General features: G+C 39.4%; 23 protein-coding genes and 2 rRNA genes. 12 read left to right on the top strand and 13 right to left on the bottom strand.

Annotated features, from left to right (window positions below):
• Positions 1–43 precede the first annotated feature (43 nt).
• The 3 genes from F908_RS14705 to secB are packed head-to-tail and all read left to right on the top strand — an operon-like array spanning position 44 to position 1,220.
• A complete protein-coding gene (locus F908_RS14705) occupies positions 44–460 on the top strand; it encodes a rhodanese-like domain-containing protein (RefSeq protein WP_005164290.1) in 417 nt (138 codons plus the stop codon).
• An 11-nt stretch (positions 461–471) separates the two neighbouring features.
• On the top strand, positions 472–732 hold the full coding sequence (gene grxC / locus F908_RS14700) for a glutaredoxin 3 (RefSeq protein WP_004664142.1): 261 nt from the start codon (positions 472–474) through the stop codon (positions 730–732).
• A 29-nt stretch (positions 733–761) separates the two neighbouring features.
• A complete protein-coding gene (secB, locus tag F908_RS14695; RefSeq protein ID WP_005164288.1) occupies positions 762–1,220 on the top strand; it encodes a protein-export chaperone SecB in 459 nt (152 codons plus the stop codon).
• Positions 1,221–1,280: 60 nt separating this feature from the next.
• Here the strand turns inward: secB and F908_RS14690 are convergent, their stop codons facing one another.
• The 4 genes from F908_RS14690 to coaBC all read right to left on the bottom strand — a co-directional run bounded on the left by F908_RS14690 (position 1,281) and on the right by coaBC (position 4,704).
• The gene (locus F908_RS14690; RefSeq protein ID WP_005164285.1) at positions 1,281–1,889 is read right to left on the bottom strand and encodes an alpha-ketoglutarate-dependent dioxygenase AlkB family protein; all 609 of its coding nucleotides are present in this window, start codon (positions 1,887–1,889) and stop codon (positions 1,281–1,283) included.
• Complete coding sequence (locus tag F908_RS14685) at positions 1,876–2,718, bottom strand: bifunctional transcriptional activator/DNA repair enzyme AdaA (RefSeq protein ID WP_005164283.1); 843 nt, start codon at positions 2,716–2,718, stop codon at positions 1,876–1,878. Before F908_RS14685 ends, F908_RS14690 begins: the two co-directional genes overlap by 14 nt.
• A gap of 197 nt (positions 2,719–2,915) precedes the next feature.
• On the bottom strand, positions 2,916–3,293 hold the full coding sequence (locus F908_RS14680) for a cytochrome b562 (protein ID WP_005164281.1): 378 nt from the start codon (positions 3,291–3,293) through the stop codon (positions 2,916–2,918).
• 154 nt (positions 3,294–3,447) lie between these two features.
• Positions 3,448–4,704 carry a bifunctional phosphopantothenoylcysteine decarboxylase/phosphopantothenate--cysteine ligase CoaBC gene (gene coaBC, locus F908_RS14675; RefSeq protein WP_005164280.1) on the bottom strand — a complete coding sequence of 419 codons (1,257 nt, stop codon included), beginning with the start codon at positions 4,702–4,704 and terminating at the stop codon, positions 3,448–3,450.
• A 110-nt stretch (positions 4,705–4,814) separates the two neighbouring features.
• Here coaBC and radC point away from each other — a divergent pair, with 110 nt between their 5' ends.
• Together radC and F908_RS14665 are read left to right on the top strand one after the other, a co-directional pair.
• Positions 4,815–5,528, top strand: a complete 714-nt coding sequence (gene radC / locus F908_RS14670; RefSeq protein ID WP_005164276.1) for a RadC family protein — start codon at positions 4,815–4,817, stop codon at positions 5,526–5,528.
• A 65-nt stretch (positions 5,529–5,593) separates the two neighbouring features.
• Positions 5,594–6,505: a bestrophin family protein gene (locus tag F908_RS14665; protein WP_005164274.1), complete on the top strand. Its 912-nt coding sequence runs from the start codon at positions 5,594–5,596 to the stop codon at positions 6,503–6,505.
• A 40-nt stretch (positions 6,506–6,545) separates the two neighbouring features.
• On the opposite strand, the gene F908_RS14660 is transcribed toward F908_RS14665, so the two are convergent.
• Positions 6,546–6,863: a hypothetical protein gene (locus F908_RS14660; protein ID WP_005164271.1), complete on the bottom strand. Its 318-nt coding sequence runs from the start codon at positions 6,861–6,863 to the stop codon at positions 6,546–6,548.
• 42 nt (positions 6,864–6,905) lie between these two features.
• Positions 6,906–7,757, bottom strand: coding sequence for a PHP domain-containing protein (locus F908_RS14655; RefSeq protein ID WP_005164268.1), 852 nt, complete (start codon positions 7,755–7,757; stop codon positions 6,906–6,908).
• 45 nt (positions 7,758–7,802) lie between these two features.
• Between F908_RS14655 and F908_RS14650 the strand changes: the two genes are divergently transcribed.
• From F908_RS14650 to mnmC, 4 genes are read left to right on the top strand one after another with little or no spacing between them, the layout of a single operon-like run.
• The gene (locus F908_RS14650; protein WP_005164263.1) at positions 7,803–8,414 is read left to right on the top strand and encodes a septation protein IspZ; all 612 of its coding nucleotides are present in this window, start codon (positions 7,803–7,805) and stop codon (positions 8,412–8,414) included.
• Between the two features lie 24 nt (positions 8,415–8,438).
• Positions 8,439–8,741 carry a YciI family protein gene (locus F908_RS14645; RefSeq protein ID WP_005164260.1) on the top strand — a complete coding sequence of 101 codons (303 nt, stop codon included), beginning with the start codon at positions 8,439–8,441 and terminating at the stop codon, positions 8,739–8,741.
• Between the two features lie 3 nt (positions 8,742–8,744).
• A complete protein-coding gene (locus F908_RS14640) occupies positions 8,745–9,197 on the top strand; it encodes an SH3 domain-containing protein (protein ID WP_005164255.1) in 453 nt (150 codons plus the stop codon).
• Between the two features lie 17 nt (positions 9,198–9,214).
• Positions 9,215–11,125: a bifunctional tRNA (5-methylaminomethyl-2-thiouridine)(34)-methyltransferase MnmC2/FAD-dependent 5-carboxymethylaminomethyl-2-thiouridine(34) oxidoreductase MnmC1 gene (gene mnmC / locus F908_RS14635; protein ID WP_005164254.1), complete on the top strand. Its 1,911-nt coding sequence runs from the start codon at positions 9,215–9,217 to the stop codon at positions 11,123–11,125.
• A 69-nt stretch (positions 11,126–11,194) separates the two neighbouring features.
• Here the strand turns inward: mnmC and F908_RS14630 are convergent, their stop codons facing one another.
• Entirely contained in the window at positions 11,195–11,509 is a 315-nt protein-coding gene (locus tag F908_RS14630; protein WP_005164253.1) for a rhodanese-like domain-containing protein, read from the bottom strand.
• Positions 11,510–11,599: 90 nt separating this feature from the next.
• On the opposite strand from F908_RS14630, the gene F908_RS14625 reads away from it, so the two are divergent.
• Both F908_RS14625 and F908_RS14620 read left to right on the top strand, forming a co-directional pair.
• Positions 11,600–12,088 (top strand): YajQ family cyclic di-GMP-binding protein, encoded by a 489-nt coding sequence (locus F908_RS14625; RefSeq protein WP_004655922.1) that lies wholly within the window; start codon positions 11,600–11,602, stop codon positions 12,086–12,088.
• A 14-nt stretch (positions 12,089–12,102) separates the two neighbouring features.
• Positions 12,103–12,597: a DUF4442 domain-containing protein gene (locus F908_RS14620; protein ID WP_005164251.1), complete on the top strand. Its 495-nt coding sequence runs from the start codon at positions 12,103–12,105 to the stop codon at positions 12,595–12,597.
• Positions 12,598–12,645: 48 nt separating this feature from the next.
• On the opposite strand, the gene F908_RS14615 is transcribed toward F908_RS14620, so the two are convergent.
• From F908_RS14615 to F908_RS14605, 3 genes are read right to left on the bottom strand one after another with little or no spacing between them, the layout of a single operon-like run.
• Entirely contained in the window at positions 12,646–13,059 is a 414-nt protein-coding gene (locus F908_RS14615) for an acyl-CoA thioesterase (protein ID WP_005164249.1), read from the bottom strand.
• A gap of 1 nt (position 13,060) precedes the next feature.
• Positions 13,061–13,498, bottom strand: a complete 438-nt coding sequence (gene trxC, locus F908_RS14610) for a thioredoxin TrxC (protein WP_005164247.1) — start codon at positions 13,496–13,498, stop codon at positions 13,061–13,063.
• A complete protein-coding gene (locus F908_RS14605; protein WP_005164245.1) occupies positions 13,499–14,395 on the bottom strand; it encodes an alpha/beta hydrolase in 897 nt (298 codons plus the stop codon).
• Between the two features lie 123 nt (positions 14,396–14,518).
• Between F908_RS14605 and F908_RS14600 the strand changes: the two genes are divergently transcribed.
• Positions 14,519–14,854: a protein tyrosine phosphatase family protein gene (locus tag F908_RS14600; RefSeq protein ID WP_005164243.1), complete on the top strand. Its 336-nt coding sequence runs from the start codon at positions 14,519–14,521 to the stop codon at positions 14,852–14,854.
• Positions 14,855–14,914: 60 nt separating this feature from the next.
• On the opposite strand, the gene F908_RS14595 is transcribed toward F908_RS14600, so the two are convergent.
• The 3 genes from F908_RS14595 to F908_RS14585 form a co-directional block, all read right to left on the bottom strand.
• On the bottom strand, positions 14,915–19,327 hold the full coding sequence (locus tag F908_RS14595; RefSeq protein WP_005164241.1) for a hypothetical protein: 4,413 nt from the start codon (positions 19,325–19,327) through the stop codon (positions 14,915–14,917).
• A gap of 339 nt (positions 19,328–19,666) precedes the next feature.
• Positions 19,667–19,781 (bottom strand): 5S ribosomal RNA (rrf, locus tag F908_RS14590).
• Between the two features lie 195 nt (positions 19,782–19,976).
• Positions 19,977–22,868: ribosomal RNA gene (locus tag F908_RS14585) — 23S ribosomal RNA — on the bottom strand.
• Positions 22,869–22,890: the final 22 nt, after the last annotated feature.

Genomic DNA, 22,890 nt, shown 5'->3' with positions numbered 1-22,890 from the left:
AGTTATACTCAGGGTCAATTTTGATTTTAACTTTAGGTGACTTGTGGAACGCTGGTTAGAGTTTATGGGGAATCACCCCTTCTTGTTTGGTGCGCTCGGCGTGTTAATTGTGTTGTTCTTTATTTTAGAAGGACAACGCAATGGCCGTAAAATTTCACCACAATCACTCGGTATTTTGGTCAAGGCAAAAAATGCTATGTTGATCGACTTACGTGATGCGAAAGATTTCCGTGATGGTCACATCAGCGGTAGCCGTAACATTCCATATAGCCAAATCACAAGTCATGTAGATGAATTAAAAGCAAGTGATCGTCCATTGGTATTTATATGTAACTTAGGTCAAGTTGCGGGTGCAGCATTACAAAAAGTTGCGCATGCAGATAGCTATCGTCTAGATGGTGGTATCAGCAACTGGAAAGCTCAAGGCTTACCCTTAGTTAAAAGTAAAACCAAAGCTTAAGGAGAGATAAAATGACAACCTCAAACGTCACAATTTATTCAACGCTTTCTTGTCCATATTGCGTACGCGCAAAACAATTATTGGAGCGTAAAGGCGTTGCTTATAAAGAAATTAATCTTTCCAACGAAGCCCCTGAAGTTCGTATTGAGTTAATGCAACGTACCAATCATCGTACTGTGCCTCAAATTTTTATTAAAGATCAATTTATCGGTGGTTTTGATCAACTTTATGCCTTAGAGCGTGAAGGTAAACTCGACCAATTATTAGCTTAACAACACACTCCAAGATTTAAGGAAAAACAATGAGCGAAGAACAAGTTCAACCACAACTCGCGTTAGAACGTATTTATACAAAAGACATTTCTTTTGAGGTTCCTGGTGCGCAAGTATTTACTAAACAATGGCAGCCAGAACTCAATATCAATTTATCTTCTTCAGCAGAAAAAATTGATCCAACACACTATGAAGTGTCTTTAAAAGTTGTGGTTCAAGCCACGAATGAAGGTGAGACCGCATTCATTGTTGATGTAACTCAATCAGGTATTTTCCTTATTGATGGTGTAGAAGAAGATCGCCTTCCTTACATCTTAGGTGCATACTGCCCAAATATTCTATTCCCATTCTTACGTGAGTCTGTAAATGACTTAGTCACTAAGGGTAGCTTCCCACAATTGTTACTTACACCAATTAACTTTGATGCTGAGTTCGAAGCAAACATGCAACGTTTACAAGCGGATGCTGATGCACAAGGTCAAGCATAATTACGCTGATCATAGTATTAAAAAAGGACTGATTTTCAGTCCTTTTTTATTGTCAAATAATCAATCAACAATTGTTCTAAAGGTCAAATTAACTCTAGGTGTGGTCACTTTCTTGGTGGGTGGTAAACGATGTAGCCAGTAGCTTTGTGTTGTATCTTTCATCACCAGTAAACTACCATGCTCTAAGTACAACTCGATTTTTTCCTTGCTATGTTTATGTTTAAATGAAAATTTTCTTTCTGCACCAAAACTGAGTGAAGCTATTGCACCATCTCTTTTAAGATCTGTTTCATCATCACTATGCCAAGCCATGCCTTCTTCACCTGTGTGATAAAGATTGAGCAGGCATGAGTTGAATAATTCACCTGTTAAGCTTTCGACAAGTACCTTTAATTCGAGTAATTCTTTTGTCCAAGGCAACGCATACTTATGGATATTTGAATAGGTATATTCAAATGCCTGATCACCATACCAAGCCACTTTTCTTTTGGTAATGATTTTTCGCCCAAAAATGATTGCTTGATCATTTTCCCATGCAATATTTTGCATGAGCTTGTCAAAATAATCATCTGCTCTCAAATTTGGAATCACTTTTCCATAATATTGAACAGTGCCTTGATAGGGTAAATAGTTATGACTTGGATCCGCATCAATATCAAATAGTTGCATGACTATGAATACCCTCCCAAGCAATCATTGCCGTTTTTCTCACTTGCCCCCATTCATATCCGCCGAATGCACCTGTCGATTGAATCACACGATGGCATGGAATCAGAAAAGCAATCGGATTACTACCAATTGCGGTACCCACCGCACGTGCGGCTTTAGGATGATCAATCGATTTTGCAAGCTCTCCATAAGTCGTGAGTTGACCCATTGGAATTTTGAGTAAAGATTGCCAAACCTTCAACTGAAACGCTGTCCCTTTTAAATGTAATTTAATCTTGGCCAATTGACTGTGATCTGTCTGAAACAGGGCTAAAGCACTTTGTTGTAGTGAATCTGATTGAGCAATAAACATTGCTTTAGGAAATTGTGCTTTTAAATGCTGTAAAGCCTCTGTTGGTTTTTTTACAAATGTTAAAGCACAAATTCCCTTGGATGTTGAAGCAACTAAAACCTCACCGAATAATGTTTCTGCAAATTGATAAGAAATTGTTAAAGCTTCACCACCATTTTTATATTCAGCAGGCGTCATTCCTTCAATCTGAAGGAAAAGATCATGTAATCGACTGGTACTCGATAAACCTGTGGCAAAAGTCGCATCAAAGATACTGCCCTGTTGCTGCTTCAGAATCTGTTTTGCATATTCAATGCTGGTATATTGTAAAAATTTCTTAGGGCTCGTCCCCACCCATTCCGTAAATAGACGCTGAAAATGTGCTGAGCTCAAATGAATATGAGCTGCCACCTCATCAAGTTGTGGCTGCTGCTGAAAATTTTGTTGAATATAAGCAATTGCTTGAGCAACTTTTTGATAATGTTGTTGTGAGGACATAGACCACCTCTCATCATTCACATTTTCACTGTATCAATTTTAAAATGCAGTGAAAATCTGAATCATGCTAAGTTTTTGTTTATCCTTCTCTCTGTACAAATAAAAAACTGCGCTCATTCAAGCACAGCTTTTAAAAGATAGAACATAAAATACTTTAGCTGATTACAAGGGATGACTCACCAATCATCTCGATGAGATTAGTGTGTATAGTATTTATGTCCCTGATCACGTAACTCGGCAATTTTTTTGCCCTGTTTTTTTGCTTCATCTAATTTACCGGCTTGAACAAGTACTTTAGCCTTATCAATCTCAACAATAATTTGATCAAATAAAGCTGTTGAGGTCGGTACTTTTTCCGTTGTATTTACCGCTAATTTATATTGTTTTGAATGCGTTGCTGCATTACGCATATTATTTAAAGCAGTTGTCGCTGCTAGTGGATTTTTAGCTTGGTTAAACGCTTTATAGTTTTTACCTAAAGCTTTCATATCATCATGTAAACCCGCAGCCATAACGGTGCTGCTAAGGGCAAGAGAAGAAAACATAATCACGGTGGCTAAAGTTTTTTTAATCATCAAGATATCCTATCGAAAACTGTGGCTGTAGATGGCTGATCAGAAGCAAAACTTATTGAACTCTGATTTGGCCGCATATATTGCGGCGCTGTTTTAGCATACATAAAAAATGCAACGATTTCGTTGCATTTTAATAAAAGTAAAACTGTTTTATTTACGACTTCTGTAGTAAAGCATCATGTATTGCTTCTACCAATTGTTGCGAAATCTCTTGCTTTGACGCTTTCTCTAACTCACGCTTTTCCATATGGTATGACTGAGCAAAAAATACTGTCATTGCATTTTCATCAGAAGCAAAACCAATATCAGGGCGTGATACATCATTACACGCAATCATATCGAGTTTTTTAGCAACCAATTTTCCTGCTGCATATTGCTCAACATTTTGGGTTTCAGCTGCAAACCCAACCATAAATGGACGTTGTTGTTGCTCTGCAATCGTCGCCACGATATCAGGATTCTTCACCAAAGCGACTGCAAGTTCATCACCTGCTTTTTTAATTTTATGTTCTGCAACTTGAGCCACGCGATAATCAGCAACTGCCGCCGTCGCAATAAAAATATCACAACCTTCTTTAAGCTGATTCATACTGACATCAAGCATTTGCATAGCTGAACTGACATTAATCCGTTGTACACCATTTGGTGTATCTAAACTCACTGGACCTGCAACTAAAGTGACTTTTGCACCAGCTGCGTAACAAGCGGCCGCTAGTGAAAAACCCATTTTACCCGTACTGTGATTGGAAATATAACGAACAGGATCAATTGCTTCTCGTGTCGGACCAGCTGTAATAGTGACACGTTTGCCAGCCAATAAACCAAATTTTTCAGCAATCGCACGTTGTGCTTTATGAAAATAAGCGGCAACTTGACGTGCTAAATCTTCAGGCTCAGGCATACGCCCTAAGCCAACATCACCACATGCTTGCTCACCCGCATCAGGCATAATCACATGCACGCCATCTTCAACTAAAGTTTGCAAATTACGCTGAGTCGCTTTCGCTGCCCACATTTGTTGATTCATAGCAGGTGCAATCCACACAGGGGCTTTGGTTGCTAAATATAGGGTACTTAATAGATCATCTGCCAAACCATTGGCAAATTTTGCAATGCTGTTACAACTTGCAGGTGCAACGAGAATCAGATCAGCCCAACGTGCCAATTCGATATGTCCCATGCCTGCTTCTGCTTCAGGATTAAGCAATTCGGTATGTACAGGGTTTCCTGAAAGTGCTTGGAAAGTGAGCGGTGTAATAAATGCTTGTGCGCCTTGCGTCATTACGACACGAACATCGAAACCAAAATCTTTTAAACGGCGGACTAAAATCGCACTTTTATAGGCAGCAATGCCGCCAGTAACCGCTAATATAATGTTTTTATGTGGAATAACACTGAGATCAAAGCTCACAAACAGGATACCTTACTGTTGCAGTGGCGCTCACAATAGCATTAAATACGGTCATACCCAAGTGATGTACTTGGAAAAATCATCATCATAAAAAAATTGTGTGAATAAAAATGAATCAATCAATAAGACAATCTATCAAAACATGGCCTGAACAAGAACGCCCACGTGAACGCTTATTACTACAAGGTGCACAAAGCCTATCTGATGCAGAACTATTGGCTATTTTTCTACGCTCAGGCTCAAAACAACATTCGGCGGTGGAACTTTCTCGAATTCTGATTCAACATTTTGGTGGCTTGAATCCGATTTTTGATGCATCACTTGAAGACTTATCCCAATTTAATGGAATTGCTTCTACCAAATATGCCCAACTCATGGCAGTTAAAGAACTTGGACGGCGTTATCTACACAACTATTTTCATCAACAACGTTTATGTCTAGATACATCAACACTGGTATTGGATTATTTGCGCTACGAACTGCAAGGTGAAAAGCAGGAAGTTTTTGCTGTACTTTGTTTAGATGCTGAACTCAGAAAGCTCCATTTCAAAAAACTATTCTATGGTTCACATCATTCATGTAGCGTTTCGCTGAATCAAACCTTACGTTATGCCTTACAACAACAGGCTTGCCAAATCGTGGTTGCACATAATCATCCTTATGGTATTGCTCAACCTTCACTAGAAGATATTTATCTGACTCAGCAACTCAAACAAGCTTGTAAACTATTGGAAATTAATCTGATTGATCATTTTATTATTTCAGCAGAAGATCATTTTTCATTTTCTGAACAACAACTCCTCAACCCCACTAAAATCAAGTAATCTCATCTTGACAAAGCCCAAATCTAACCCGAACATCAACACATAAAATTAATGATTCAAATAACATGATTGTCCGTGATCAACCGAGTATTTTTAAAGTTTTATTCTCATGGCGCGGGACGATTTTGCCTAAAATTTTACCCTCGCTAGGATTTGTCATGCTTATCTCTGCCATTATTGGTGGTGTTGAGTATGTAGATCTGTATCGATTTCCAGAAATTCCTTTGGTAGGTTTTACACTGATTGGGGTTGTCCTTTCGATTTTTTTAGGTTTTAAGAATACAGCTTGTTATGATCGTTGGTGGGAAGCACGTAAGCTTTGGGGTGTTTTAATTGCAACTTCTCGTCATTTTGACCGTGACTGTCGTGTATTAACTCAGGCTCGCCGCGAACGTATTATTCAAAATGTAATTGTATTTGCGAATGTGTTACGCGACCGCTTACGTCACCAAACAGCAAATCCCACTGAACTTATAGAAACCAGTGGTCTAAGCCAGCAAGCACTAACTCAACTCTATCAACAACATAATGCACCGCAATACACACTTAGCCTGATTCAATGGGAACTATTACAAGCCATGAAAGAAGGTGAAATATCAGATATTATTTATACTCAAATGAACAGCCATGTCGCGGCTTTAAGTGAAATGCAAACGGGTTGTGATCGTATTGCGAATACCCCAATTCCATTTGCCTACTCTGTTTTACTGAATCGTACTGTATATTTTTTCTGCTTTATGCTGCCGTTTAGTTTGGGATCTTTATTAGGTCTAGTGACCCCACTTTTAGTCGGAATTTTGGCTTATACATTTTTGGGGTTAGATGCTTTAAGTACAGAAATTGAAGAGCCATTTGGAACACAAAGCAATGACTTGCCTTTAGATGCGATGGTACGTTCAATTGAAATTGAGTTACTGGGAACATTAGGTCGCCCAACCCCTCCACCGATTCAAGCGCATGATCATAATTTATTGTAAATTATAAAGAGGAAACATTTATCGAGTAAAAGATTATTTCTTAAGTGTTATAATCAGACCATCTAAAATAGATAAAGTCATTCTTAAAATATTTCTCGATTAAAATGTTTTCCCATTCTTTAATATCTATACATGAACTATCAATATGAATATCGACATACGCTTTTTGAGCTTGAAGATGCTTCATAAAAACTACAGGAAAGTTTTCTTTTTCATATATATGAGTTGCTATTGTTCTCCCTAAGCCATCATCATCAAACTCATGCAATGACAGCTTATTTACCTCAGCAAAATCAATCAAATTAAAGTCTACACTTAAGATGACTTTGTCATCTCCACTCGGCCAAATACATGCCATACCAACCTCTATCTTGAAATAACTTCAAATATTTTTGAAATTTTACCTAAAGTTTTCCCAAACACCTTTTTGTCCTTCTTTAACTCTAGGTGTATTCCCCAGTTTAACCCACGGCATATTGTCGCCATGAAAATCACTGCCGATCGAAACAGCCAAATCAAACTGCTGAATCATTCGATCCACCATTTGACGTGTTGATGCCGGTTCTACACTCGGAGGAAGTTCAACAGCATCTCCACCCGATTCAGCAAATAATTCAATTAAATAACGAATATTGGTCGCTGATAAATCATATCGGGTTGGATGCGCTAAAACTGCGAAGCCTTGGCTGGCATGGATCACGTCAATCGTTTCTTTAAGCCCTAAACCTTCAAATTTCACAAATGCCTTTTTTCCTTCTTTAAGAAAACGATCAAATGCTTGTTGTGGGCGACTGACAATATTTTTCTCTACCAATGTTTTGGCAATATGAGTACGGGTCACTCGATCTGGATGTCCATCAACTTTGGCAATCACATCTGGGTAAATATCAAAATCAATACATTTCTCTAATAAGCTACAAATTACTTTCGCACGTTCAGCACGGACTTTTTTCTGATTTTCAAGCATTGCTTTTATAGGCGTCTCATCTTGCATATTCAAAGCAACAATATGAACACCATAACTCTTTTTAATATTTGGCCTTGACCATTGGCTGGATATCTCCACACCAGAAATGATTTTAATATCATAGTCTTGAGCATGTTTTTGGACACGGTTTAAAGCATCCATCGTGTCATGATCTGTCACGGCAAGCATCTTTATTTTTAAGTCAACAGCCGCCTCTACCAGTTGTTCTGGAGAGTACGTACCATCTGAAATGTGGGTATGTGTATGTAAATCGACACCGAACATGGTTTGTATTATGCTATCTGACCTATTTCATCATCGTACTGTAACATGAAAGCGTTGCTCGACTATCTGCCGATTATTATCTTCTTTTATTTTTATAAAACCACTGATCCCAAAGATAGTCATCACCCTTTATTACAGTTGGTTGGTAGCACAGGAAATACCGATCAAAATCATATTCTTGTGGCAACCTGTGCACTTTTAATTTCAACGCTTGTTGTTTACGGTTGTTTGTTCTTTTTCCAGAAATTTAAACTGGAAAAAATGCAATGGTTTATTGTTGTCATGTCGGTGATTTTTGGTGGAATCACACTCGTATTCAGTGATGTGACCTACATTAAAATGAAAGCAATCATCATCAATATCGGTATTGGAATAGGTTTTTTAGTTACCCCATTATTCAATAAAGAACGTACCCCGATTATTAAAAAGCTTCTTGGTTCGTTACTCGAATTAAGTCATCAAGGCTGGATGAGATTGAACTTAGCGTGGTGTGGACAATTCTTTTTGCTTGCCGCTTTACATTTTTTCTTTGGATTCGTCTATATGCAAGGCAAATATTGGGGCGAATTCACGGCTTTCGGCGATATTATCGTTTCTATCAGTTACCTTGCTGCTATACTATTTTTCTTAAGAAAGCATTTTAAAACCACCGACTGAATTTTGAATCATTGAGCGACTGCCATGCCTTATTTTGTCCTAACCTGCACTGATCATGAAGGTACCTTAGAAAAACGTTTAGCAACTCGTCCACAACATATTGAACGATTGCAAAAGCTAGATGATGAAGGACGTTTAATTGCTGCTGGCGCTCATCCTAAAGATCCAAATAATCCACAAGCAGGTTTTTTAGGCAGTACGATTATTGTTGAATTTGACACGCGTGAAGCACTAGATAGCTGGATTCAGGAAGAGCCTTTTTTAAAAGAAGGAATTTACTCAAATATTGAGGTAAAGCCTTTCAACAAAGCTTTTCCAAAAGGGTAAATCATGCACTTTGCAGCCAAAAGCTTTTTCGCCTTATGCTTAATGAGTTCATCAGTCTGGGCTGTTGAACCAACACCAGCTATTGCACCGACAACAACTGTTCAAGCTAAACCAAACTCAACAACAACTTCCACCCCTGTTACTACGGCAACTGCTAAGCCCTTAACTGCTGAACAAATTGCAAAGGCTAAACAGCAACAAGAAGCAAAAGTCAAAGCATTGGTTCAAGATCAAGCCAATCGCTTAAAACAACTTGAAAATGCCAATCTTGAAGCGCTCTCGCAAAATCAAGAATTACAACTCAAAAATGACAATCTTACTGTTCAGATTCAAGTTTTACAAAGTGAGCGCAGTGCTCAAATGTTCTTGTATGGTGCTATGACCATTGCTGTTGGTGTCATTCTAGGTTTCTTTATTGCGAGCTATGTCTACACCAAACGTCGTCGCCAGTGGTAACAATATAATTTTTATTTATGTCTCATTCATCAAAATTACAAACTGCTGAATTAGATTGGGAAATAGTCGATGGCATCGAAATTCCTATTTCTAAACAATTCGGTGATGTCTACTTTTCTAAAGACAATGGTTTGCTTGAAACCCGACATGTATTTTTAAATGGCAATGATTTAACCGAACGCCTCTCTCAACTACACGATTATCAATATTTCTGTGTAGGTGAAACTGGTTTTGGTACAGGACTCAATATTTTGACCCTGTGGCAACTCTGGCAACAAGTTCGCTTAGATAATCACAGCCATTTACATGTTGTCAGCGTTGAAAAATTTCCATTAAATAAAGCAGATTTGATCCGCGCACTCAATGTTTGGACAGAGCTCAAACCTTTAGCAGAAAAATTGATTCAGCAATATCCCTTGCCAATCGCAGGTTGTCATCGCTTAAGTTTTCCTGAAGAACGTTTTAGTATTGATTTATGGCTAGGGGATGCTCAGGATATTTTTCCAACGATCCCTAAAACCCAAGCAGTGAATGCATGGTTTTTGGACGGTTTTTCTCCCTCTTGTAACCCAGATATGTGGCAGGCAAATGTCTTAGATCATATGGTGCGTTTATCTGATTTTGGAACAACTTTCGCATCCTTTAGTGTCGCAGGCATATTAAAACGTGGGCTTAAACAACACGGTATCCAAATCAGCCGTCCACGAGGTTTTGGCCATAAACGAGAAATGCTCAAAGCTATTTGGCTAAATGCTTCACAAGAAGAAACAGACACCGCCGATTCGAAGCAAGACATAACGATTCAAAATGAATCTGAAATAACAAGCTCAGCATCTGTACAGCGACATATTGCGATTATTGGCGCAGGAATCGCAGGTTTAAGCTCAGCATGGGCATTTGCTCAACGAGGACATCAAGTTACGATCTACGAGCAAAATGAGCCGCTTTCAGGAGCATCTGGCAATCCCTTGGCATTGCTCAATCCAAAACTATGCCCAATTGAACAGGCGCATGAACACTTAATGACCTTGAGTTGGCAACATGCGTTGAATTTTTATCCTCGTTTTAAGGCATTTAGACCGATTCAAGTCGAGCAAATTGCATTAAAAAATGCAGATGAACTGCTAGGACTGGTTGAGCAATATCCTGAAAACGTTTTAACTGCAAATACAACGCTTGAATGTCTTCCAGAAACCGAGCTTCCAAGTCTGACCTTACATGAAGCAGGTGCAGTTTCACCACATCAATTACGTGATGAGATTTTACAACATGCTAATATTCGAATAGAAAAAGCAAAAATTTCTCGATTAGAGTCGACTGATAGCCAAGTTACACTCTGGCAAGACCAACAAAAAATTGCCATAACGGATCATGCGATTGTCTGTTGTGCTAAACAAAGTGCTGAACTCATCGAAAACTATCCAGTCTTAAAGCCAATTCGAGGACAAGTCAGCTGGGTTGAGAATAGCCAGCGGCCTTTAGCACTGGATCAAGCTTATAGTTATGGTGGCTATTGCATGCAACTGGATGCTTCACAGTTAATTCTGGGGGCATCTTTTTATCCCAATCGGGATGATGCAGAAGTGCTAACTGAAGATCATGTGCATAACTACGAACTTATCCACAGTGTCTTCCCTCAATATGCAGAACAACTTCCAAAACTGGAGACTTGGCAAGGAAGAGCATCCGTTCGCGCACAAAGTTTAGATTATTTCCCCTTAGTTGGGAAAATACAAAATCTTGATCAAATCTATACTTTTGCTGGTTTAGGATCGAAAGGTTTCTTATTTGCGCCATTATGTAGTGAAATCTTAGCAGCATTAATTTTAGGTGAACTTTGCCCAGTTCCTCAAAGTTTATTGGATAAATTAAACCCTCAAAGATTTCAAAAGAAATTAAAAGCTAAAAAACCTTATTATTCTGGGTAAATTATTATTTTAGTTGTTCATTCTTTAAATTTGCCAAAATACCTAAGTATTTTGGCAAATTTAACTGATCTATGCGCCTTGTTCTAAAGCTAAGCCAGCATCACGTGCTGCACGTGTACCGCCCATCAATACAACATATTCACGAGAATCATCTAAACCTTCTAAAAGCTCTGCTGCGCGTGGTGCTTTACTACCACCACCACATAAAATATAAATCGGCTGATCCGCTGCAACCTGAGTCAAACTATCCGCATTAATTTCAGCAATTGGAAGATTCAACGCCCCTTTGACGTGTGCCTCTGCATAGGCTTTAGCATCTCGGACATCCCAAATGACTGCGCCTTCTGGGAACTCAAATGTTGTAATTTCTTGTTTACGGATCATTGTGCACTCCTTTGATGTAAACAACACTTGGCAAATGAAGAAAACACCCTTAGCATCTCAAATATTCTTTCCCTTTGTAAAGGTCTAACCATGCCTTCTTTTGATATTGTTTCTGAATTAGAGTTATTTGAAGTCAATCATGCTGTACAAAATACAGAAAAAGAGATTGCAACACGTTTTGACTTCCGTGGACAAGACGTTTCAATTGAGTTAAATGAAAAAAATAAAGAAATCAAAATCTCAACTGAAAGTGACTTCCAATGTGAACAAGTCTATACCATGCTTGAAAATCACTTCTATAAACGTAAGATTGATGTACAAGCTTTAGATCCACAAAAAGCCACTGCTTCTGGTAAAAATGTAGTCCAAGTGATCAAGCTGAAAGATGGACTTGACTCAGATACCGCAAAAAAAATTAATAAAGCCATTAAAGAAAGTGGTATCAAAGCGCAATCTTCTATCCAAGGAGACAAAATCCGTGTCACAGATAAAAAGCGCGATACCTTGCAACAGGTCATGAACTTTTTACGTGAACAACAATTTGGTCTACCACTTCAATTTAATAATTTCAAAGACTAAGCATTAGGTTCATTATGGCAAAAGATAACCGTCTTTATACGCTGGTTAAAACCACTTCTAAATTTCCAAAAAGTATCCGTAGTACGCTATGGAGTAAAGCTTTTGGTCGTGTTGTTCCTATGGTTGGAACAGCAAATATTCGTTATTTAGAAGTTGATAAAGACCATGTCACTGTGCGTATTGAAAACCAACGTAATATGCAAAATCATATTAAAGGGGTTCACGCAGCAGCAATGGCGTTATTAGCAGAAACTGCAACGGGCTTTTTAACGGGCTTACATATCCCAGATGATCGTATCTTGTTAATTAAATCATTGCATGTTGACTATTTAAAAGTTGCTCAAGGCGGTTTAACAGCAACTGCGACATTATCAGCAGATCAACAAAAGTTTATTGCGGATAATGATAAAGGCGAGTTATTAATTCCTGTGACCGTCATTGACGATTCTGGTAACGAACCAATTCAATGTCAGATGCTTTGGGCTTGGCTACCAAAACGTAAAAAATAGTCTTAGATTTAAAATAAAGCCCAATTAAATTTGGGCTTTATTGTTTTATCAGCTTGCTAAAAAATCTTGCTTAATTTGTTCTGAGATTTGTCGTTTATTACCATTCACGTCAACAGCAACAAATGTAAAAACACCTTGAGTAACTCGAATCGGATCACGCGAATTGTCGTGACTATTCCATACCTCGATTTGCACCTGTACGGAAGTATTTCCGACTTTCAAAATTTTAGTATAGCAACTAATCACATTTCCAACCTTAACAGGCACAAGGAAGGTCATTTCATTAATTGCAATTGTTGCACATCGTCCCTTGCTCAAACGCTCAACATGAATCGCTCCTGCGAGATCCATCTGAGATACAATCCATCCTCCAAATACATCACCACTCCAGTTTGTATCTGCTGGCATAGCAATATTCTGTAAGGATAAAACCCCTTCTGGATGATTTGAACGTTCAGTCATGTTAATGTCCTTGATGTTGCTGTAATTGCTGATTTAACCATTGCTGTAGCTCTGGTGTACGTAATGCACCACTTATTCTGGCCAATTCAGTCGTCTTATTCATTAAGACCAAAGTCGGAATACTGCGGACATTAAATGCAGCACTTAAAGGCGGGTTTGCTTCAGTATCAATTTTAGCAAACACGACGTGAGGATTATGTTTGGCAACCTCAGCAAAATGAGGTGCCATCATTTTACAAGGATTACACCATTCTGCCCAAAGATCGATGAGTACAGGTAAATCTGAATGACTAATGAAATGGCTAAAATTTTGCTCATTTAATTCAATTGGCGCTAACGTTAATAATGGTTGATGGCATTGCCCACAGTTTGGATGAACTGCTAATTTTTCTTCAGGTACACGATTTTTTGCACCACAGGATGCACAGACAATGATCATTTACATCACTCCGATATGTTGATGTAAAAATTCTAATTGGGTTGTGACTGCTTTTTCAAACCAAGAACCGTGATAAATATCGAAATGTTTCATTTCCCACTCATGATAGCTTACAAATGGTGCAATATTTGTAGCAGCTTCACGACTAGATTCAATTGGAATCAAAGAATCATGTTTCGCAGCAATAAACAAAACAGGGATATTAATTTTGCGTACAAATTGAATTGGACGATAGCGCATTAAATTAAAAAATACACGTGCAGGAACTTCACCACTCCAATAATAGTCAGGATTTACAATCGAATGATAACCATAATAACTATCAGAGGTCGGTAAAAAGCATAGTTTATGCTGATCTACAACCGGCAGAGTTTTTGGCACTAAGCCCATCTTAGACCCCATGTAATCTTGGCTAGAACGCTTTAAAGCCTCTGGATAACGTTGTAATGGGTATAATTTTGCTGTTTCAGCCCCATCTACATAAGGCACTTGTACCATCACGGCCTGAATATTTTTAAGGTCAGTAGCTAAACTAAGCGCATATCCACCACTTAGTGAGGTTCCCCATAAAATAATACGTCGACTATCAATTAATTTACAATTCGAAGCATATTGAACAATGGTTTTCCAATCATCTAGTTGAGCACCAAGTGAAACCAATTCACGCGGTTTTCCTGTGCTGCCCCCCCAATAGCGATAGTCAAATAAAATGACAGCATAGCCAGCTTTAGAGAAACGTTGTGCATACTGAACTAATTTAAATTGGCGTAATCCAGCAAATCCATGTGCCATAAGAATTACAGCAGGTTTAATATTGGTCTTTGGGAGGTAGAAATCTGCTGCTATGGTTTCTTCGCCACTAGGAACATACAACGGCTCAACTGTATAGGTGTGCATGCGCGCTCCAATGCTTTATCTTATTACTTATCATCATTTATTTGCTACAGACATTTAAACTCAAGATCAAGCTTAATGCTATGATAGAGCATAAAATGTTTTGTTTATTTTTGGAGTGACAAGATGTCAGAAAATGTTGGTTTTGCAGGTCAAATCGGCCCTGAGCATGTAGATCAAGTTGTCGAAAAAGGCTTCAAATCTATTATTAATAATCGTCCAGACATGGAAGGTGGTTCTGAACAACCTACAAGCTCACAGATTGAAGAATCCGCACGTAATGCGGGCTTAGATTATGTCTACCAACCAGTTGTTGCAGGTCAAATTACAGAGTTAGATGTTCGCACATTTGCAAACCATTATAATGAGCTACCAAAACCGATCTTGATGTTCTGTCGCACAGGTAATCGCTCAAATAATTTATACCAACTCGCAAAACAAATGGATTTATTGGATGATTAATTCAATTCATCAAAATAAAACTGGAAGCCCTTGAGCTTCCAGTTTTATGAGCATCAGTAATTATTTACAGGTATGTAAAGTTCCATACGGGCTAGTATTATCTAATGATGGTGTATATGCCCAATTCACTTTATCAAAATCAGCAGCAACTGGTGCCAATGAAACAGTACGATAACCATGAATAGGGAACGTAGATAACGTTGTTGTTGCTCCAACCTGAACAGATAACCATGATGCATATGCTTTTGGATAACGGAGTTGGAAATCAAATTTACCCTCTTTATCCGTCGTATAAGTTGCTGTATAAGGATTTGCTTCACTTGCACCAATAAAACGCACAGCATTGAGTGTTTCTAATACTTGATTACCATTGCGATCCAGAGTCAAAATATCTCGATAAGTATTCAATGCCTGATCAAATTTATTAAAGCCATGAATAGTAACATTACGATCATCGTATGACGTTGAAGGATCATCTATCGCTGATACAGCACAAGCCAATGGCGGAACTAAAGATGCTGATGCTGGTGGCAGATGTTGGACCCAAGATCTTTCTTTTGTCACAGAATCTTGTACAACAATCCACTCTCCTCGTTTAAATTCGACTGCTCGTACGTCCATTGTAACATTTTGATTTGCAACAGGACGACCATCTAAATCTACAACTTGTGCAGAAGCACTCCAGTTGTAATAAATACCATTCGGATCATCAACACCTACTTTGGTTGGATTCATAGTCACTGTAATTGATCCCTGAGTAACAGGAACATCAGCAGCAATTATATCCGCCAAATAGCTTTGACGTCGTTCAGTTCCATTATTATCTTTAACTAGTGCTTCTACACGAAGGTCATCTATCACAAACTGAGCTGCGCTATAACCTTGTCCACGAAGGTTTTCATCAACAACAACTGTGAATGTAGCCCAACCATTTGCATCACTATCAACTGTTGATGCCCCACGAATGTATGCCCCATTTTTTTGGTATTCTGGAATAGTTAAAGTTACTGCCTTACCAGATTGACTCGAACCATTAATATCAGTAACAAGTACAGAAATATCTACAGCATCACCACGAACATGCAACTTATCTTTAGATGCTTTCAATTTCAAATCTAACTGAGGCGCTAATGCAGTTGGTGAATTTACTGCTATTTGTGATACTTGTTGTACTACAGCACCTTGTTCATTAACGTGCGATGCTATGAGTAAAATAGGTGCTGTATTGGTATCGACAGTAGCCTTCATATCTAGGGTAAAGACAGCCTCACCATATTGATTAGTAACAACTTGTGAAGCACCTTTGATTGAGGTAACATTTCGAGGATCAACAATCGCTAAAGTTACTGGCTGATTTGCCACTCCGCCTTGATTAACATCTAATAGCTTAACGGTAGTTAATGCTGTATCACCTGCCGTACTTAATGAGACTTTATTACTATCAATTGTTAAATGATTTACATTGATAGGCGCAACTACAGTGAAGTTTAAGGTTGTTTTTAATTCTTCACCTTTTGGATTTTTAATTGTACCAAAGACTTTTATACCAGAAGTTAATAAAGCAGACTTAACGGAATCTGACATATCTTTTGGAATAGTCATTGAAATTGGGACTGAGCCATTTGCAGTTGTCATTACGGAATCAGCGCTCAACTTTATTCCTGCATTTATTGCTTCTTGATTTAAAGATAAATTAACAGGATAAGCAGTATTTGCGCCAAGCTCATCTTTTACAGCAACTTGAACTTGATATGTTTGACCTATTTCCACGTCATTCTTATCAGAAGTTAAACGTAAATTAACTGAATCTTTAGGAATAGCAACTTGGATAGTACCTGTTTGCTGGATACGATCACCATTGTTAAGATTCGTTCCAACAACAGCGAATGTAATTCCATTTTTGATTAGACTAGCATCATAAACACCCTCAGATACCTTAACCGTAAACTCAGCCTCACCTTTACTATTTGTAGTCAGCGAAACATTGGATAAAGAAACTCTAGAACTTACCAAGTTAGATAAAGCAATAGTCAATGGAGTATTCGCAATCAGATTGCCTGCATTATCTTTAGCCGTAACTTTTACTCGTACTTCTCCGCCCAAAACAGATACTGTTTGCACATCATAAGTTAAATCTAATCCTGCAAGATTTGGCAAAATTACTGGTGGCTGACTAATATCAATTTTACGTGCTATCGTATAAGCTGAACCATCTTTACGCTTACTATTGACAGCAACTGTTATTCCATTCGCAATTAAATTTGCAAGTTCTGTTGGACTATTCGCCTTAATTTTAAGACTAAAAATAGCTTTACCGTTAGCGTCAGTTGAAATTGCTGATGCAGTAGCAAGACTTACTCCATTAGTTATTGCAGCTTCATTTAAACCAATACCAACTTTTTGACCCACTAAAAATTTACCATCAGTACCCGTTGCATTCACTGCTACTTGTATTGTTTGCTCAACACCTTGAGTTATTACTAAATTGCCAGGCATGTCTACAGTTAAATAGTCTAGATCTAAATCAGTTTGATCTGTAGGAGCTTTAAAATTAATTGTTGTTGTTTGTTGTGCACTATTCGAACTAGCCTGTGCCGTAATACGAATACCGTTTGAAACTAGTTGCTTTTGTTCACTTAAACCACTTGCCTTATAATCATAAACAAAAGTTGCGTATCCAGTTTCATCTGTATTTTTAGAAGATGGACCTGTTAGGCTTAAGCCTAAATTTTGTAAATCTGTTGTAGATAATGTTGGCAATGAAACAGAAACTGTTTCACCTTTTAGAGCACTTCCTTTAACACCAATTGCTTTAACTTTTACAGTAATAGTCTGGTCTTTTGTATAATCAAAAGCAGTGTTAATCGGATCAATTAATAAATAACTTACTGCCTCTTCAGATTTAGCTTCATCCGTCACAGCAATTTTTATTTCATTTGTTAAGCTATTATCAGTCTTAAATGTAGCAGTGATACCCGCCTGTACTAAAGCAGCAACTGCATCTGCAGTATTCGCATTAGTATGTAAAGTATATGTAATATAACCACCTGCAGCTGTACTAAAATCTCGCTCAGCACTCCCATCAAAAGTTACACCATTAGAAGTAGCGATATTATTTAGTGCTAATGTAACTTTTCCTTTTGTAGCAGCCTCACCTTTATTATTAATGCCTTTAACGGTAATCGTTATCTGATCATTTTTTGCATTGATTTTATAAGAAGACGCAACTTCTAAACGTTGTAACGCTAACTGGTCTGCTGCATTACTATCAACCGTAATAACACTAATCGTATCTTGAGCAAAAACTTCTGTATTATCAGAATATACCGCTTTTAAGTTAATACCCTGTTGTGACAAAGCGATCGGATAGTTAGAGTTAGCTTTTAACGTAAAGGTTGCATAACCATTAGAGTCAGTTATTACTTCAGTTTGATCAATACTAACACCGTAAGCATCACTTTTATCTGTGAAAATTAACTTCACTTTTTTATTAGCTAGAGCAATATCACTACTATTTTTTGCACGCACTTTAACGATTGTCATACCGTTTTGTGCAGTAATTGGTGCATCAGCTTTAATAATTTCAAGCTTTTGCACAATTTGTGAAATATCTTTAAAAGTAATCGCAGCTTTTACCGTTTTTTGAGCTTTATGTTCATCTATCAATTTAAAATCTAAGCTTTGAGAAGTCGCAACAAACTTCTGAACATCTTCGGTCGTTAAATCAGCATTTGCGACAATTGTAAATGTAGCAATACCATCGCTGTTGGTAGTAAGAGAAGATCCAGAAGAAATAGAAAACTTACCTTGCATCTCAACAGGTAGAGCTAAACTAACATTTTGGCCAGCTTTAACGCCACCATTTTGATCTGTCACTTGGGCATTAATCGTTGCAGAACCTTTAGGTAAATTAAGAACAACTCCTTGCTGAATGTTTAAGTTAAAGTTACTTTGAACAGTACTAGTTTTAGCAATGTTTAGAGTATAAACCTGCTTAATTGATGTGCCATTCACAGTTGCTGTTAATAATACTTTACCCGTTCCTGCAGATATAGATGGTACATTTAGTTCAAACTCGGCAATACCGCCATCAACTGTTTTCACTAATGAAACTTTACTGGTTACACCTAATTTTTCACTATCAGTGATAGATAAAGTCACATCTTTATCAGCAATTCCACCACTATCTTTATTTAGTACTTGTATTGAGAATTTAACAGTAGAATTATCATTAGCATTAACTATTACATTATTTGAAGTATCTTTTAAGTCTAATACTTTAATACTTTCAGCAACTTTTGAGCTATCAGTAGAAGAATTATTTCCTGAATCAGAACCACTGCCACTGGTATTATTAGAACTATTATTTCCATAATACCCTCCACCCCCACCCCCACAAGCAACTAATGCAACTGAAGTAGCTAAGAGTGTAGAGTTAACCCCTAATTTTTTTAAATTAATTAAATACGTCATGGCAGTGTCCATCTTATGTAATAATTTAGCCCTAAATTACTATTATGGCTTTAGGACAAAAATTTACTAGAAATAACATTTTTTATCAATCAGCAACTGTCTCTTTATCCATATATATAGAGAACTAATTGGCAAAAAAGTAAATTAAAAATTTTATTGGATCTTTCCAATTCTTTTCACAAATGAAATATTGAGCATTCTCAGTCTAATAGATCTTTGATTTCTACATATTACACAATTTTCATCAGACTAAAATTTATTCTTAAATCAACTCCCAATTTCTTTGCCCCAGCAATAAAAACACCCCCGCTCTTTCGAATGGGGGTGTTTAGATTTAAAAGCTGGCGATGACTTACTCTCACATGGCAAAGGCCACACTACCATCAGCGCTAAGAGGTTTCACTTCTGAGTTCGGGAAGGGATCAGGTGGTTCACTCTTGCTATTGTCGCCAGCAAACTGTTGTGGTGTTTTGGGGTCTTACTGATCATGTTGTGTTTTCACTTCATGTCTGCCTTACTTACGAACCAAAGAGTTATTAACGGATTAGATATTGAGTCTAACTTTGTGTTCAGCATTTTAACTAGTTTTCACACTAAATCAAGTTATGTATTGAATTTATCTTGAATACAACAACTGTTTGGGTGTTGTATAGTCAAGCCTCACGAGCAATTAGTATTGGTCAGCTTCACACGTCACCGTGCTTCCACACCCAACCTATCAACGTCCTAGTCTCGAACGGCTCTTTAGAGGAATAAATTCCTAGGGAAATCTTATCTTGAGGTAGGCTTCCCGCTTAGATGCTTTCAGCGGTTATCCCTTCCGAACATAGCTACCCGGCGATGCGACTGGCGTCACAACCGGTACACCAGAGGTTCGTCCACTCTGGTCCTCTCGTACTAGGAGCAGATCCTCTCAAATTTCCAGCGCCCACGGTAGATAGGGACCGAACTGTCTCACGACGTTCTAAACCCAGCTCGCGTACCTCTTTAAATGGCGAACAGCCATACCCTTGGGACCTGCTTCAGCCCCAGGATGAGATGAGCCGACATCGAGGTGCCAAACACCGCCGTCGATATGAACTCTTGGGCGGTATCAGCCTGTTATCCCCAGAGTACCTTTTATCCGTTGAGCGATGGCCCTTCCATACAGAACCACCGGATCACTAAGACCTACTTTCGTACCTGCTCGACTTGTGGGTCTCGCAGTTAAGCGCGCTTTTGCCTTTATACTCTACGCGTGATTTCCGACCACGCTGAGCGCACCTTCGTACTCCTCCGTTACTCTTTAGGAGGAGACCGCCCCAGTCAAACTACCCACCAGACATGGTCCTCGCCCCGGATTACGGGGCAGAGTTAGAACCTCAACATTACCAGGGTGGTATTTCAAGGACGGCTCCATTGGAACTAGCGTTCCAACTTCAAAGCCTCCCACCTATCCTACACAAGTAAGGTCAAAGTTCAATGTCAAGCTGCAGTAAAGGTTCACGGGGTCTTTCCGTCTAGCCGCGGGTACACTGCATCTTCACAGCGATTTCGATTTCACTGAGCCTCTGCTGGAGACAGCGCCGCCATCATTATGCCATTCGTGCAGGTCGGAACTTACCCGACAAGGAATTTCGCTACCTTAGGACCGTTATAGTTACGGCCGCCGTTTACTGGGGCTTCGATCAAGAGCTTCGCTTACGCTAACCCCATCAATTAACCTTCCAGCACCGGGCAGGCATCACACCCTATACGTCCACTTTCGTGTTTGCAGAGTGCTATGTTTTTAATAAACAGTTGCAGCGGCCTGGTTTCTGTGGCTGCCAATAGCTCAGGGAGCAAGTCCCATCACCGTCAGCAGCGTACCTTCTCCCGAAGTTACGGTACCATTTTGCCTAGTTCCTTCAGCAGAGTTCTCTCAAGCGCTTTGGTCTACTCGACCTGACCACCTGTGTCGGTTTCGGGTACGATTCCTGTGTAACTGAAGCTTAGAGACTTTTCCTGGAAGCATGGTATCAGCCACTTCACTGTACAAGTACAGCTTGCTATCAGTTCTCAGCATAGAGTACCCCGGATTTGCCTAAGATACATGCCTACAACCTTCCACCTGGACAACCAACGCCAGGCTGACTTAACCTTCTCCGTCCTCTCATCGCATTACACAGAAGTATTGGAATATTAACCAATTTCCCATCGACTACGCCTCTCGGCCTCGCCTTAGGGGTCGACTCACCCAGCCCCGATTAACGTTGGACTGGAACCCTTGGTCTTTCAGCGAACGGGTTTTTCACCCGTTTTGTCGTTACTCACGTCAGCATTCGCACTTCTGATACCTCCAGCATGCTTCTCAACACACCTTCATCGGCTTACAGAACGCTCCCCTACCACGTATACAAAGTATACATCCGCAGCTTCGGCACATAGTTTTAGCCCCGTTACATCTTCCGCGCAGGCCGACTCGACTAGTGAGCTATTACGCTTTCTTTAAAGGGTGGCTGCTTCTAAGCCAACCTCCTAGCTGTCTATGCCTTCCCACATCGTTTCCCACTTAACTATGATTTTGGGGCCTTAGCTGGCGGTCTGGATTGTTTTCCTCTTGACTACGGACGTTAGCACCCGCAGTCTGTCTCCCGGATAGTACTCATTGGTATTCGGAGTTTGCATCGGTTTGGTAAGTCGGGATGACCCCCTAGCCGAAACAGTGCTCTACCCCCAATGGTATTCGTCCGAGGCGCTACCTAAATAGCTTTCGGGGAGAACCAGCTATCACCAGGCTTGATTAGCCTTTCACCCCTATCCACAAGTCATCCCCTGGCTTTTCAACGACAGTGGGTTCGGTCCTCCAGTTAGTGTTACCCAACCTTCAACCTGCTCATGGATAGATCGCCTGGTTTCGGGTCTACACCCAGCAACTAAACGCCCTATTAAGACTCGATTTCTCTACGGCTCCCCTATACGGTTAACCTTGCTACTGAATGTAAGTCGCTGACCCATTATACAAAAGGTACGCAGTCACCGAACAAGTCGGCTCCCACTGCTTGTATGCATGCGGTTTCAGGATCTATTTCACTCCCCTCACAGGGGTTCTTTTCGCCTTTCCCTCACGGTACTGGTTCACTATCGGTCAGTCAGGAGTATTTAGCCTTGGAGGATGGTCCCCCCATATTCAGACAAGGTTTCACGTGCCTCGCCCTACTCGTCATCATTATGTGTGCCCTTTCGTGTACGGGAATATCACCCTCTACGTTCGCACTTCCCAGAGCGTTCCACTAGAACACACACAACTTAATGGGCTGATCCCCGTTCGCTCGCCGCTACTAAGGGAATCTCAATTGATTTCTTTTCCTAAGGGTACTGAGATGTTTCACTTCCCCTCGTTCGCTTCATAAGCCTATGTATTCAGCTTATGATACCCGCCTTATAGCGGGTGGGTTCCCCCATTCAGAAATCTCCGGATCAAAGGATATTTGCCGCCTCCCCGGAGCTTATCGCAGGCTATTACGTCTTTCATCGCCTCTGACTGCCAAGGCATCCACCACATGCACTTAATTACTTGACTATACAACCCCAAACAGTCGTTA

This window comes from Acinetobacter sp. NIPH 284, from assembly GCF_000369425.1.
Lineage (GTDB): Bacteria > Pseudomonadota > Gammaproteobacteria > Pseudomonadales > Moraxellaceae > Acinetobacter.
The sequence above is the reverse complement of the archived record's forward strand: the minus strand, read 5'-3'. Positions and strand labels throughout refer to the sequence as shown.